Annotated in this window: 11 protein-coding genes and 1 pseudogene; 8 read left to right on the top strand and 4 right to left on the bottom strand. The window is 62.1% G+C overall.

Features of this window, described 5'->3' with window-relative positions:
* A pseudogene (locus ACFSCT_RS01150) lies at positions 1-140 on the top strand (IS630-like element ISSpo6 family transposase); the annotation flags it as partial.
* Between the two features lie 528 nt (positions 141-668).
* Positions 669-1,439, top strand: a complete 771-nt coding sequence (locus ACFSCT_RS01145) for a hypothetical protein (RefSeq protein WP_379139468.1) — start codon at positions 669-671, stop codon at positions 1,437-1,439.
* A gap of 17 nt (positions 1,440-1,456) precedes the next feature.
* Here the strand turns inward: ACFSCT_RS01145 and ACFSCT_RS01140 are convergent, their stop codons facing one another.
* Positions 1,457-3,934, bottom strand: a complete 2,478-nt coding sequence (locus ACFSCT_RS01140) for a glycosyltransferase (protein ID WP_379139467.1) — start codon at positions 3,932-3,934, stop codon at positions 1,457-1,459.
* A 140-nt stretch (positions 3,935-4,074) separates the two neighbouring features.
* Here ACFSCT_RS01140 and ACFSCT_RS01135 point away from each other — a divergent pair, with 140 nt between their 5' ends.
* The 3 genes from ACFSCT_RS01135 (at position 4,075) to ACFSCT_RS01125 (ending at position 6,741) form a co-directional block, all read left to right on the top strand.
* Entirely contained in the window at positions 4,075-5,016 is a 942-nt protein-coding gene (locus ACFSCT_RS01135) for an NAD-dependent epimerase/dehydratase family protein (protein WP_379139466.1), read from the top strand.
* A gap of 76 nt (positions 5,017-5,092) precedes the next feature.
* Positions 5,093-5,725, top strand: coding sequence for a sulfotransferase family 2 domain-containing protein (locus tag ACFSCT_RS01130; protein ID WP_379139465.1), 633 nt, complete (start codon positions 5,093-5,095; stop codon positions 5,723-5,725).
* Positions 5,722-6,741, top strand: coding sequence for a hypothetical protein (locus ACFSCT_RS01125; protein ID WP_379139464.1), 1,020 nt, complete (start codon positions 5,722-5,724; stop codon positions 6,739-6,741). The genes ACFSCT_RS01130 and ACFSCT_RS01125 overlap by 4 nt, the downstream gene beginning before the upstream one ends.
* Here ACFSCT_RS01125 and ACFSCT_RS01120 read toward each other — a convergent pair.
* The 3 genes from ACFSCT_RS01120 to ACFSCT_RS01110 form a co-directional block, all read right to left on the bottom strand.
* Entirely contained in the window at positions 6,707-7,450 is a 744-nt protein-coding gene (locus tag ACFSCT_RS01120; RefSeq protein ID WP_379139463.1) for a glycosyltransferase family 2 protein, read from the bottom strand. The genes ACFSCT_RS01125 and ACFSCT_RS01120 overlap by 35 nt on opposite strands.
* Positions 7,451-7,452: 2 nt before the next feature.
* Positions 7,453-9,831, bottom strand: a complete 2,379-nt coding sequence (locus ACFSCT_RS01115) for a glycosyltransferase (RefSeq protein WP_379139462.1) — start codon at positions 9,829-9,831, stop codon at positions 7,453-7,455.
* Between the two features lie 649 nt (positions 9,832-10,480).
* Positions 10,481-11,305 carry an ABC transporter permease gene (locus tag ACFSCT_RS01110; RefSeq protein WP_379139461.1) on the bottom strand — a complete coding sequence of 275 codons (825 nt, stop codon included), beginning with the start codon at positions 11,303-11,305 and terminating at the stop codon, positions 10,481-10,483.
* Between the two features lie 149 nt (positions 11,306-11,454).
* Between ACFSCT_RS01110 and cysQ the strand changes: the two genes are divergently transcribed.
* Genes cysQ through ACFSCT_RS01095 form a run of 3 tightly spaced genes read left to right on the top strand, consistent with a single transcriptional unit; the run spans position 11,455 to position 14,320 of the window.
* Complete coding sequence (gene cysQ / locus ACFSCT_RS01105) at positions 11,455-12,249, top strand: 3'(2'),5'-bisphosphate nucleotidase CysQ (RefSeq protein WP_379139460.1); 795 nt, start codon at positions 11,455-11,457, stop codon at positions 12,247-12,249.
* Positions 12,246-13,046: a 3-deoxy-manno-octulosonate cytidylyltransferase gene (gene kdsB / locus ACFSCT_RS01100; RefSeq protein WP_379139459.1), complete on the top strand. Its 801-nt coding sequence runs from the start codon at positions 12,246-12,248 to the stop codon at positions 13,044-13,046. Before cysQ ends, kdsB begins: the two co-directional genes overlap by 4 nt.
* Positions 13,043-14,320, top strand: a complete 1,278-nt coding sequence (locus ACFSCT_RS01095) for a glycosyltransferase family 2 protein (protein ID WP_379139458.1) — start codon at positions 13,043-13,045, stop codon at positions 14,318-14,320. The genes kdsB and ACFSCT_RS01095 overlap by 4 nt, the downstream gene beginning before the upstream one ends.
* Positions 14,321-14,385 lie beyond the last annotated feature (65 nt).

The following is a 14,385-nucleotide window of genomic DNA, read 5'->3' as shown; positions in this document are numbered from 1 at the left end:
CCAAGCTCAAGGCCCACCTGCGCAGGATCGGCGCCCGCACTTTCACCGAGGTGTTCAAGGCTATCGGTCAGGTCTGTGACCTATACGGGCCTGACGAGTGCTCAAACTACTTCACCGCCGCCGGATATGTATCAAGTTAAAACCGAAATGCTTTAGGGTCGGGTCCCCCTGGCTGATGAGGCGATCCGTCTACCGCCACGGGCGGAAGCGTTGCGAAACAAACGCGCCACGGACGCCTGACGGTCAGCCCGCAATCAACACCACCATTCAGCTCTCCCGTCGTTTTCGGGCACCATCCGGACGACCCGATGCATGCAGCCCGTCGACAACGCGCCCCGACAAACGGGCGCCGACCAACGGGCTGCGAACAGCGGAAATCCCGCCCAGCCCGGCCCTAGCGAAGCCGACCCGCTGAAGGGCTTCATCGACGGGTAAAATCGGGTTTGAGGTGGTGCATCGCCGAAAGGCGCGCTAGAAGACCACACCCACCCATTGAGGCACCTGTGTCCGACCTGATCCTGCATATCGGCGCGCATAAGACCGCGACCACCGCCCTGCAATCGCTGCTGTCGAAATCGCCCGGCCAGCTTGCTGAATACGACATTATCTATCCGCATATCTCTTGGTGCCAATTCGCACAGCACCGGCTGGCGTTTGGCCTGAAGAACATGCGCGACCCGGCGCGTGGCGACATCCCCGATGCCGCGACCGAGATTGATGGGATCAACGCGACGTTGAAGCGCAATCCCGGAAAGAAAATCCTGATCTCCAGTGAAGAGCTTTTCACTCTTCGTCCAGAGGCGCTCACGCTTTTGCGCGACCGCCTTGACGCGCGCAGCATCCGCATCATCGCCTGCGTCCGCCGACCCGACGAGATGCTGCTGTCGATCTATAATCAAAAGGCCAAGACGCCGAACAATGGCTTTGTCATGCCGTTGAATTTCTTCCTTGAAAAGCCGCGGCAGATTGATCCTGACATCGCTTACGGGCAGCAGCTTGGGAAATGGGCCGACCATTTCGGCACTGAGGCGCTTACGGTGTTCACTTATGAGGCCGGGCCGGTGATGGATAATTTTTTCACCCTGATCGGCATGCCGCCATCGCCCCATAAGGGACCCAAGGTGAATCGCAGCGTTCCCGCCCCGGTGGTCGAGTTGCTGCGGTTCGCCAAGGCGCAGGAATTTCCCGCCCATTTACAGCAAAAGCTTTATAATCTGGCGCTGGAGCGGTTCCAGAATGAGCGGAAGCTTACCCTCACCAACGCTCAGCGCCTGCGCATCCTGCAGATTCTCAAACAGGAATACGACGACATCTTCGCGCGGCTGGGCCGGGAAAACCCATACCCGCCCAGTCTTGTCCGGGACTTGCCTGAAGGGCCGGAACCCACGGCGCCGCTTACCTTTCGAGACCTGCTGTCACTGATCGAATCCCTGATGTAGCGGACGACGGGCATTCCCTAGCCCGTCTTTCCGGTCACATTGTTGAACAAGTCCAGCAAGGTTCTGGCCTCGCGATCGGCCAGAATGTGTCCGTTCGGGGCCGCGGCGATGGTATCACCCTGCGCACCAAGCGCAAATGACATGACCGGCAGCCCCGTCGCCAGCATCTCATGCGTCGCGAACGAGAATGTTTCCGGCACGACCGAGGGCATCAGCCAAGCCTGCACCCGATGAAGCCGGATCAGTGTGGGCAAATCTTCGACGCTGTAACGCCCGGTAACGACGACATTTTCCGGCAGTGGAAACGACAGGTCGAATTCGCCGATCACGACAATGCGGGGCGCGCGGGGCAGCGTCTGCAACTCGGCCGCGACCCTTGACAGATAGCCCGCCCCTTTATGAGCTCCGATCGCGCCAAGCACGCCGATCGTGCCGGACGCGTCCTTAAGCCAGTCTGCATCCCCGACGGCTAGGTCGCCGATGCTGATCTCATGCGGACGGATGACAAGGTTATCGCCGAGATCGGGCCAGACTTCGCGGATGATCCGGGCGCTGCTGGGCGAAAACACCCGCACCTCGTCCGCCTTCATGACAAGACGTCCCCATTCGGCCTGCCATTCGCGCAAAGCCACGACCCGGCCGTCTGCATCCAGGCCTTGGTGGGCCACGTCCGTCGTGTCCTGCGGCGGCACGCCCAGATAATCGCCTTCGGCATTGACCAGCGCATGCGAGGGGCTGACCGGCCAGTAATCGTGGAACAGTACTTCGATCCTGCCGTCCGCGCCGGCCAGATCCCGGACGAGGCCGGGAATCTGGATGCCATGCGGATCCCCCACCCCACAGGAATAGATCAGCCGATGCCCGGAAAGTGGTGCCATCAGACGGCGCAGCAAAGCGGTGTCCTCGACCGCCGCCGAGATCATGCTGCCCTGCCCATGCACCTCGACCCTATAGCGGACCGGGCCGCCCAGACGAATAACCACGGCGGGAAGGCCAAGCTCCACATCCGCCAAGATGGCGCGTCTCAACCAGCTGTCCGCGCCACCGCCCATCGAATGCCCGACATAGACCGGCGCCCGGGTACTCTGACCCGCAGCCATACCCGCCGCCCAGGCCAATGCCAGCGCCAGCCGATGCCCCCGCAACGGGTCCGAGGCGATATAATCCTGCACGTCCTGATCGAAGGCCGGAAAACGGGTCGAGATCAGGCGCCCGTTGGCGCGCATCAGCGCGATCTTGGTATCGCTGCCAAAGGATTGCCCGCCACGGTGCTCGACGAACAGGTTGCCGATGCCCAGATGCCGCATTCCGGCCGCGCGAACCTTTTGGCACCAGTCGACCTCTTCGCCGTAACCCTTGCCGAACACCGGGTCGAATTGGCCGAGTACCGCCAAAGACCGCGCCGACATCGCCATGCAGAAGCCCACGCCCGTCGGCGCCGGGGCGGTCAGCGCGTCGGAGAGGGTGCGCGCCGTTTCGTCCAGCCGATCAGCCAGCCCCTCGGGGATGGCCGAGGACAGGCCGATAATGGGCACGCTGAAGATGGTGGCGTCATTCGACATCGGCGTCACGCTTGCCACGTTCGGGTCGGCGAGGATCGGCGCTAGGATCCGGCTCGCCCAGCCTTCCGGCACCAGCGCGTCGCTGTTCAGCAGAATCAGCGGACGGTCCTTGGGCGCGGCATCGAACGCCTTGTTGACGCTGCCGATGAATCCCAGATTCCGGTCATTCTCCAGAACCGTGACCCGGCCCGGTCTGGCTGCCGCCCAAGCGCGAAGCCACGGTCGCACCCGTTCATCGGTCGAGCAGTCCTCGACCGCGATCAGATGCCACGGCAGGTCAGTATGGGCCTCGACGCGGCGCACAGCCTCCGACACCAGATCGAAAGCATTATATACCGGCAAAACGATGGTGATGGCAGTATCGGCGGCAACGGGCGGCAGGGTGCCGGTGTCAAACAGACCCTTGTCCACCACGAACAGGGCCGGCGGCTCGATCGCCAGGCCAAGCTTGCGGCGCAGCGGGGCAAGGTCGATCGGCTGACGCCGCAACTTCTTCAAAACCACTCCCGGTCCATCAACAGCCGAGATTTTCAAGGTCTTTCCGATGACCCGCAACTGCCAGAGCCGCCACTGCGCAGGGCTCGGCACCGGCAGGGCCAGACGCGTACCATCGGGAAAATACAGCGAGACCGGACCGCTGAGCCACAGCAGGTCAAGATCGAAGCCGGGCCGCCCGCCATCCGTGACGATGTCGGGGCGGCTTTGTGCAACATCGGGACGTTTGAGGGTGCGAAGCAGTTTGCGGCGCTCTGACCCGATTTCCATGACCAGGTCACCACCGCCATACCAACCCGACAGGTGTACGCGCCCCTCGCGATAGCTCAACCGGTCAATGTAGCCGACCGGCTCGACCCCCGGGGCGGCAAGAGGAATACCCGTGAAATCCGCAATGGAAGTGCCCCGCCGTACCTTCTGATACAGTCGCCGGGCCATCAAATTCATCAAATGTCTTCGCTTCTTCTGGGTCGTTTTATGTTCTACAAAACTGTACTAAGACACCCCTGAATGCAAGCGTGCGGCGATACGAACCGCATCCGGATTCGTTCAACGCACGTTAAGGAAAAGGGGGCGCAATGCCGAAATCAGTTCCACCTCGGCAGGGCACGACGGGGCAAGAAAAGATCGTACTGGTAACCGGCGGCGGCGGCTTCATCGGGCAGGCGCTGTTACCGCAACTGGTGGCGGAAGGTTGGCAGGTTCGGAATCTGGACTTCATTCCCGGCCTGTTCGAACATCCCGCGGTCAGCCACTGGCAGGGCAGTTTCACCAACGGCGATCTTCTTCACGAAAGCATGAACGGGGTCGATTGCATCCTGCACCTCGCCTCGACCCATTTCCCACGAGAGGCGAACGCCCATCCCGATGCCGACGCCGCAAGCGGCATCCTCGGCATCATCGCCATGGCGCAAATGGCCGAAGATCGGGGCGTGGGGCGCATCGTCCTCGCGTCGTCGGGCGGGACAGTTTACGGGTCGCCCGAGCAGGTGCCGATCGTCGAAACCCATCCCACCCGTCCGATCACCGCCTATGGCATTTCGAAACTGGCGGCCGAGCATTACCTGCGATTCTTCGACACCCGCGGCATCCGTACCCTTTCGCTGCGGATCGCGAACCCCTATGGACCGGGCCAGAACATCCGCAAGGCACAGGGCGCGCTTACCACTTTTTGCCACCACGCAGCGAAAGGCCTTCCCATCGAAATCTGGGGCGATGGCTCGGTCGAGCGTGATTTCATTCATGTTGATGATGTCGCCCGCGCCCTTGTCCTTGCCGCCGACGCCGAGGCGCATGGAACCGAGATCAACATCGGATCGGGTCAGGGCCTTTCCCTGAACCTGCTGCTGGACCTGATCCGCGAAAACGGATTCAAGCCGGATGTGGTTTATCAGCCGGCACGCAGTTTCGACGTGCCGCGCAACGTGTTGGCGATCGACCGCGCACGCGAATTACTCGGCTGGACGCCGCAAGTCAGGATCGAGACCGGTATCGCGCAGATGTTGCAGGCATTTTCTTAGGATTTGCCGTTGCGCGGCGACGCATGCTTCGTCAAAACAATACGACGACATATTGATCATATTGCAGGCTGGACCGATGCCTTTCATACAGATTCAGAACCAGCGCGTGCTGTTCGTTCATATCCCCAAGACCGGCGGCAGTTCGGTGACGCGCTGGATGCAGGACCTTGGGCGGGTGCGCCTTCACGGCAACACGAAACCCGAAGGGCTCAAAGTCACCTCACAGCACCTGACTTGGACTGACATCGACGCGATGTGGGGGTGCGACGATTTCGACTATGTTTTCACCGTGGTGCGCAATCCGTTTACCCGTATGGCCAGCGAATTCGGGATGCGGCAGAAACTGCGGGAGCAGGGCTTTTTCGGCGGTTCGATGCATTTCCCCTCCTGGCTCGAGCGGGCGCTGATCGACACGCGTAACAACGCCAATCATTTCGACAATCATATTCGCCCACAATGGACCTTCATCAGTGACCGGATGCGAGTCTTTCGCTTTGAGGACGGGATGGAAACAATCCTGCGTGCGGTCAGCGCCGACCTGGGCCTTCCCGCGCCCGCGTCGGTGCCCCATATGCTGTCCTCGGCTGATCCGCAGCGTGCCCCGTTGACGTGGGATCGCGGCGACATCCTGCGGATGCGCGAGTTCTACCAGCAGGATTTCGAGCAATTCGGATATGATATTGAACCTTTGGAAAGCCAACCTGAATGACCGACCTGATCCTGCATATCGGCACCGAAAAGACCGGAAGCACCTCGATTCAATACGCGCTTGCCTCCTGCCGCCAAGAGTTGGCCGCGCGAGGCATCCTATATCCCCGTCTGTTGGGAACGCCGAACCACACCGAAGTCGCTATGATCTCCATGGGCTTCCAGTACGACGATCCCCTGCAGATGCAGGAGCTGGCCCGCACCGGTCTGAGCCTGCCGGATTATACCACCGAGGTTCTGCGGCGACTTGACGACGAAATCGCCCAGACCGACGCGCAAACGGTGCTGTTGTCGAATGAACACTGCCACGGGCGCGTGCTCGGCCGCGAATTCGTCGAGCGGCTGCATGCGCATTTTTCGCCGCGTTTCAGCTCGATCCGGGTGATCGTCTACCTCCGGCGCCAGGATCGGATGGTCGTCAGTCACCATTCGACTCGCCTGCGCGAAGGAGGAGAGGGGCAGGTCTTTCCGCAAAATGGCACGGAATCGCCCTTCTACAACTTTGAGCGGCTGTTGGGCTTTTATGGTGATCTTTTCGGGGACCAGGCAATCACCGTGCGTCTGTTTGAGAGTGACCGCCTGATCGCCAACGACATAGTGCATGATTTTTTCGAGACCGCCGGTCTCGGAATGGCACCGCCTCCTCATAAAATCATCGCCAATCCTTCCGTGTCGCGGCAACAGAGTCGGTTCCTGACACTGTTCAACACCCGCTTTCCGCTGGTCGTGAACGGGGCGCTGAATCCCGAACGCGATCTGGTGGTGCCGGCCATCGAGCAAACGCTGAAAGGTCCGCAGGCCCGCCCTGCACGCGCCGAGGCCCAGGCATTCCTGTCCCGCTTCGACGCCGCGAACACGCGTCTGCGTGACCGTTTTCTGCCCGATCTGGATCGTCCAACGCTGTTCGATACGAATTTCGCCGACTATCCCGAGAAAAGCGACCTTGAAGTGCCCCTTACCGAAGCTGAAATGCTGGAATTCGCTAGCGCGCTTTGGCGTTGGAAGGTTGCGCCCTGACCAACGGCTGTCGCATCGGCCAGCTTACCCCGTCAGCGGCCAGCACATGCGACATTTGCGAACCGCGACGGCGACGGATGAAATACACCGTTTCAAGGACCGGCTTGTGGGCATGACCCGCCGCCAGGGTGACGCGGTTCCAGTGCCAGTCTTCGTGCCCGAAACCTCGGTGCAGATCATTGCCCGCGAATGGCAGGCGGCGATAGGTTTCAACCGGCGCACAGGAAATCGCGGTCCAGTAGTTCGACCATTCCAGATAAAGCGGGTCGAACAGCGTCGATTCGGAATCGACATGCCACCACAGGTTATTTTCAATGCCGAAGACCCGATTACAGGCCGGGTGGAAAATAGCGTCGGGCCGCGACTGAACCGCCCGTATGGCTTCGGTGAACCAGTTCTCGGACACCAGATCATCGGCATCAAGAAAGGTCGCCGCAAAGCCCGAAGCGTTCGCGATACCGACGTTGCGCGCGCGGCCGGGGTCACCTTCGTCAGTCTCGATGAAGGAAACCTCTGCACCCTCCGTCCGGCCGAAGCCGTGGCGCATTATCGCGCGGGTATCGTCGTCGGCGCGGTCCAGAGTCACGATGACCTCCACCGTCACGCCGGCGCGACGCGCATGCGCGATCGCCGCCTGTGCGCTGCGGATCGTGGGTCCCGCCAGAATGCCCTCACGATGGGCGGTGATGATCAGGCTGAGGTCAGTCATCGTTATGTTCTCTGTCCGTCAAGGATCGAATCAAGTTGCCGGCGATACTGCTGCTGGCTGTGGCGCGACCGAGCAAGGTCCATCAATGCCTGTGCGCGAAGCCGCCGCTGATCCGGCGCAGCCAGCATTTCGCGAATGACGCGGACGTAATCCTCGGCCGTCGCGTCTGCCGCCACCGGCCAGCCAGTCTGTTCCGTGATCAGTTCGGGAACGCCGCCGACGGCGCTGGCCACGATGGGGACCCCCCTGCTTGCGATCTCGATCAGGATGGTAGGCAATCCGTCCCATCCCGAGGTATAAAGCCAGCCGTCGCTTTGACCCAGCGGCAATTCGTCAATGCTGGAATAAACGCCCATCAAGGACATGTTCTCGGGCAGTTGCGACATGTCGGGCGGCTGGTCCAGAACCGCTTTACCCCAGCATTTGAAATCGACCTCGGGCATCTGTCGCGCGATCTCCTGCACCAGATCGAAACGCTTCTGACGATCGAACCGGCCGGCCCAGAGAATGCAGGGGCGTGACCGGGTATCGGCAGTTGCCGTCTGCGCCAGAACCGTCGCTTCGTCCGCGCTGGGGTGCATGGTCGGGCTGTAGATCGGTTGCACCCGCTGCGCCATGGCCGGGTCCAGCGCATGCCGCCGGATCAGCGTCGCGGCAAAATCCGCATTGTCGATCAACGCGCAGTCCAGATGCTTCTGAAGCGGGGCGAAGAAGTCGATGGCATAGCCGGCTTCTGTCCCGTCGGGGCGACGGTCGGCGCAGAAATAATAAGTGTAAAGCTCCATGAACTGGCGCATCTGCCCGCCGAACCGCTGCAAGGTTTCATAAGCGGCGCGGCTGTTGACATTGAACAGGCGTCGGGCCTCGACATGGTGCAGAAGTGTGTAAAGAACCTGCGCCCGCAGCGGCATGTCGATCTGCGTCAGCACATCGGACAGATCAGCAGTCGCAACGCCTTCGGGGAACCAGTCGGGACGCTCCCAGTCGGATTGTTCGGTGCGTAACACAAGCACTGATTCGGATCGGTCGGAAAGGGCTTTGGCCAGCACGCCAGCGACAAAATCGGACCCACCGAGCTTGACGAAGGGAACCATGATGACGTTATGAAACCGGCCTTTGGGCAGGCGCTCGACGCAGGCTTTGTACAGGAAGAAAAGATTGTCGTGCCACGGCGGCATGAACGAAGGGATCATTTCCGAATTGATGCCGATCAGCGGTTCGATCGCATTCGCCGCCACGGTCGCCGCCTTCAGCCCGCCGTCGCGGAAATCCTGCATGGCGGCCAGGTCCAATGCCGCCGTACCCGAGGCGGTTTCGGCAAAAACCTTGCCCAGACTGCGACGTGCCGGCAGGTCGTGAATCCGGGGCAGCGCACCGATTGTGACGTTCGGCGTGAACTGGCGCTGTTCGTCAAGCCCATGCAGAATCCAGTGCTCGAAACTCGCGAACAAGCCCGGGTTCACCAAACCGTAATTACGTTCATCAAAGGCGGGTGTCGGCGAAATACCGAGCGCGCGACCGCGGCGCAGCCAGTCGATGAAAGGCGCCTCTTCTGCCGGCTGCATCTGCAACTGCGTAATCTGGCGCGCATAGTGGTCGGCATCGAACAGCGGGCCCGGAGCCTCGCCCTTCGCCAGACCCACGCTAAGGTAATGGACCAAAAGGTCGATGTCGCTGACCCCGGCCAGATCGGGGTGCCGGCGGCGATAATGCGCGGGCGAGAACATGGCAATCAGGATCTTCCCGACATTCAGCGAGATGTTAGCGAACTCATCAACTTCATAGCCTTGCTCGAACAGAAATCCGCGCAGCGGATCCAACAGAAAGCCTGCCCAAAGGTGCACCATGCTCGAGCCGGGCACGAGACTTGTCGAGGGCGGCATCCCCGCCGCGACATAATGTTCCAGCGGGCTGACCGTTCCGGTGGCAAGCTCGGGGAACTGTTCAAGGTAGTGTCGGGTCGAGAAGTCGGGCGAAGGATCGGTGCCCTGCGTCCAGCCGAGCGTCAGATAATGGCGCAGCGGATCCGCACCGCTTTGCTTCAGCGCCGGCCAGTGCATGGCGTAATGTTCGGGATCGAACAGCGCAGACAACCGCGGGTCAACCGGCTGAGCGGCAAGTGCGGCGGCGTGAACCAGAGGTGGAATCCCGGCATCTTCCAAATCGGGATAAACCGCGAGATAGTCGCGCGTTGAGAATGTGGGTGACGGGTTGCGGTTCTCGCGCCAGCCATCTTTTAGGTAGTGCGCGGTCGGATCAATTCCGGCCATACGCACGTCGGTGTTCTGTTTCAGATAAAGACCGGTATCAAAAATATCCTTGATCAACTCTGCCTGCTGCTCAAGCGATGTTGGCAAGTCCAAGGGTTTCAGGGGCTGCATAGTCGCCTCCGGAGTAATAATTCATGGGGGACGTGAAGCAGCCGGGCCGGATTGGCAAGGGTAATCGCGCAACAACCCCGAACCGGCACCAAGCTTTTGTCTGGGCGACGGTCATGGGCCGTCATCACAACGCAGCCAGAACCACGCCGGTAATTCTGAACCGCTGGCAGCAGCGTTGTTGCGAGACCTTGCGGACGTCGCTGTTGTCGATGCCGCAGACAGTTCAGTCCTCACCCAGCACATGCCAGGTCCCGGGCCGGAATGCTTCGTCCAAATCTTGTCATCTAAAATCAGCCAGAGCGCTTTCGCGCGCTTCAAAAAAATTGGCGATCCTGCTTATCGTGCTCCACCTTACTCAACAGAAGATGCCCCCGGCAAGCCGGAGGCATAAAAGAGTGATGGAACCCGCTGTTGGTCACGCGGATTTTATCGGGACAGCCCGGTACGGGCCGCGATGCCATTTTGCGGCATTGCGACAGCCACCATCGGACAGCACCCCAATCTCGCGGCCTTTCGGGATGCCTGCAACATCGTTGTAGGTCCCCGGGCCGTTCCGTGTCCCTTTCGCACGATCATCGCCGGGGAATCCGGTGTGCCAGACCGGAACGAGCGTCGTCGATCCGATCTATCAGAGGCCGCTACCCAGCCGCTAGCGGGCCGCATGCCAACTGATCGACTGCGCCCGGCGGGTCACGAATTCCAGCATCAGACCGATCATCAACAGCGCAATCGTGACATAAAGCGGGTAGTGCCAGTTCGAGTTATGGGGGGTGTAATTGATGAAGGCAAAGCCCCGGGTCTGGTCGATGATGTGAAACAAGGGGTTCCAGTCGAACATGGCCAGCATGAAGCCCGGCAGCGTATTGGCCACGAACATCTTGCCCGACGCGATCATGTTGACGCGCTGATAAATCACCGTGATCGCGCGCCCGGGCCCCGGGAACCAGGCGCTGATCGACCGGAAGATAAGCCCGACGCAACAGCCGGAAAACCACGCCAGCAGCAGCATCGCAAGGCAGCCGCGCCAGCTTTCCATATGCAGCGGCGCGATCGTGGCGGTATAGACGTAGAAGATGACCAGCGATGCGATCACCTGCCGGTAGAGCGCCGCCAAAGCGGCCGAGGTGATCGAGATCGCCGTGTTCATCGGCGTGTGCTTCATCATCGGCGAGGTCGGCCCTTCGGCCATCGCGACCGCCCCCACCGCCGAAACATGGGTCATGTAAAGGAAGATCCCCGACATGATGAACAGGATGAAATCACCCCGCATGGGTGAGCTTCGGATGCCCATGACCGAATAGCTGAGGTAGAATACCAACACCAGCGCGACGCTTTGCAGGATGGACTTGAACAGCCCATAGATCGCGTTGCGGTCGTTCATGCGCAGCTTGTGGACGGTATTGTCGTAGATCAGCGACAGCGTGACCAAGGCTGCCTCGACCATATTGGCCGGGCGACGGGGCGATACGAACATGCCGGCGAACCTTTGCAACTGCGTGACACGCCCGCAACTGTGACCAAGCATATGCTTGCCCAGCACGGATTCCCGTGATCATAAGAGGGTCAGACCCGCCGATCAATGGAAGTGCGGTCCAAAATGCGCTTCAGGCGAAAGGAAAATAGATGGATTTCGAACGATTAACGGTTGAGATGCGTCGGCTCGCCCTTCAGGCGGGCGAGAAAATCATGGAAATCTATGGCAGCGACGACTTCGACACCCGCGCCAAGGCCGACAACTCGCCGGTGACCGCGGCTGATGAGGCGGCGGATGCACTGATCTCGGCCGGGCTCGGCACGGCGTTTCCTGGCGTCACCCTGATCACCGAGGAACAGGCGGCATCGCACAACCAGTCGGCGCCCTCGTTCCTGATCGTCGATCCGCTGGACGGGACCAAGGAATTCGTCCAGCGCCGGGGCGATTTCACCGTCAACATCGCCTATGTCGAAAACGGCGTGCCGGTGCGGGGGGTGGTTTATGCGCCCGCAAAGGGGCGGCTGTTCTATACCACCGCCGACGGCCGCTCGGTCGAGGAAACCGGCCCCTTCGGCGACACCCCCGGCGAGGTTACGCCGATCGGTGTCTCGCCCACGCCCGACAATCGCGGCCTGATGGTGGTGGCGTCGAAATCGCACCGTGATCAGGCGACCGACGATTATATCGCCCGCTACGCGGTGCGTGACATGACCAGCGCCGGATCGTCGCTGAAGTTCTGTCTGGTCGCGACCGGAGAGGCCGATCTTTACCCGCGCCTCGGCCGCACCATGGAGTGGGACACGGCGGCGGGCGACGCGGTTCTGCGCGGCGCGGGCGGCCAGGTCGTGCGCTTTGACGACCACATGCCGCTGACCTATGGCAAACCGGGCTATGAAAACCCGTTCTTCATCGCCTATGCCCCCGGGGTTCTGTTGGCGAAATGAGCGTTCTGGTCGTCATACCCGCGCGCTATCCCTCGACCCGCTATCCGGGCAAGCCGCTGGTCGAATTGCGCGGCGCCACGGGCGTGGCGAAATCCCTGATCCGCCGCAGCTGGGAAGCTGCGGGCGCGGCCGAAGGCGTTGACCGAGTCGTGATCGCGACCGACGACGACCGCATCCGCGACCATGCCGAAGCGTTCGGCGCCGAGGTGGTGATGACCGCGGACAAGCACCGCAACGGCACCGAACGCGTGGCCGAGGCGGTAGCTAAGCTTGGCGGCGCGCCCGAGATCGTGGTCAATCTGCAAGGCGATGCGCCGCTGACCCCGGCGTGGTTCGTCGAAAAGCTGGTTCAGGGCCTGCGCGCCGACAAGAACGCCCGCATGGCGACGCCGGTCCTGCGCAGCACCGGCAAGATGCGGGCCGATCTGCTGGCCGACCGCGCCGCTGGCCGCGTCGGCGGGACAACGGCCGTATTCGGCCATGATCATCAGGCGCTTTATTTCTCGAAAGAGGTCATTCCCTTCGCGGCGGCACCATTCGCCCCCGACGCCCCTACCCCGGTGTTTCATCATGTCGGCGTCTATGCCTATCGCCCCGATGCGCTGGCCGCCTATGCCACATGGCCCGAGGGCGTCCTCGAACGGCTGGAGGGGCTCGAGCAGTTGCGTTTTCTGGAACACGGGCAGCGCATCCTCTGCGTCGAGGTCGAGGCGCGCGGCCGGCAGTTCTGGGAATTGAACAACCCCGAGGACGTCCCGCGCATCGAACGCATGCTGGCCGAAATGGGGGTGGCGTGAGCGGCGCTGAAGCCGCTTTGCCCAATCCGGTTCCCGCCACCGTGGTCGTGGTCTCGCGCCATCGGCCGCGCGATCTGGCGCTGTGCCTGAAGGCCCTGGCGTTGCAGGATCACCCGGCCTTCGCCGTGGTGATCGTCGCCGATCCCTCGGGGCTGGCTGTCCAGACCGATCTGCCTGTCCATCGGATCGGCTTTGACGAAGCGAATATCTCGGCGGCGCGGAACCTTGGGATCAGGGCCGCCGTGACCCCGGTCGTGGCTTTCATCGACGATGACGCGATCGCCGAACCGGGCTGGCTGTCGCGGCTGACCGCCGGCTTTGCCGATCCCCGGGTGATCGCGGCCACGGGCTATGTCCGGGGACCGAACGGGCTTGACTGGCAGGCGCGGGCCGAGCGGGTGACACGGGCGGGCACAACCCTGCCCATCACGGTCACCGGTGATGATCCGGTATTTCTGCCCCCGGACGCTACCGGCCCGATCAGCACCATGGGCACGAACTGCGCCTTTCGCCGCGACGTGCTGATGCAGATCGGCGGATTCGATCCTGCCTTTCGCTTTCATCTGGATGAAACCGACCTGAACATGCGGCTGGCGGCATTGCATCCGCAAGCCCTGACCGCCGTCGTGCCACTGGCCGAAGTCGCACACCGCCAATCACCGTCCCCGCAACGAACCGACGGGCGCGCCCCTACCGATCTTGGGGACATCGGCCGTTCGGCGGCGCTGTTCTGGCGGCGCTGGCACGCGCCCCCGGACGCCCTGCTGCAACTGAAAGCTGCGCAACGCCGGCGTCTGCTGCGCAGCATGGTCGCCGGAACGCTGGACCCGTTCGCCGTCGCGCCCGCCCTGAAAAGCCTGGACGCCGGGATTGCCGGAGGCGCGGGGTTGCCGCTTGAGCTTCCCGAGCCGCTTGCCCGCTTGGACGAAGGCCCCCCGCGCCTGATCGCCGGCCGTCGGCGGCAATCGCTTTTACTGGACGGCTGGCTGTGGCAGGCGGCCGCGCTGCGGGCGCGGGCCGCGCAACTGGCAGCCGCGGGCAATATCGTCACGCTTTTGCTGCTGACCCCCGGCGCGACCCCGCACCGATCCGGGCTCGTCGCGGGCGGCTGGTGGGAACAGCGCGGCGGAATCTGGGGCGCTTCCGGGCCGGACGATCAATCCTTTGTCATCTGCAACCGCCGCGACCGTGTTCGGCGGGAACTTCACCGTATCGCGCGCGTTCGTGATACGACGGTTGCCGGCGAAGCCCGGCCGCCGTTAATCGCTATTTGATATAGACAGTTATCCCACTGTTTCTCTGCCTGAAACTGATGATACACACCTTACCCGAGCAATGT

Origin of the sequence: Paracoccus pacificus (assembly GCF_042680785.1) — a bacterium.
In the GTDB taxonomy this organism is placed as follows: domain Bacteria; phylum Pseudomonadota; class Alphaproteobacteria; order Rhodobacterales; family Rhodobacteraceae; genus Paracoccus; species Paracoccus pacificus.
This window is presented reverse-complemented; position numbering and strand designations above follow the sequence as displayed.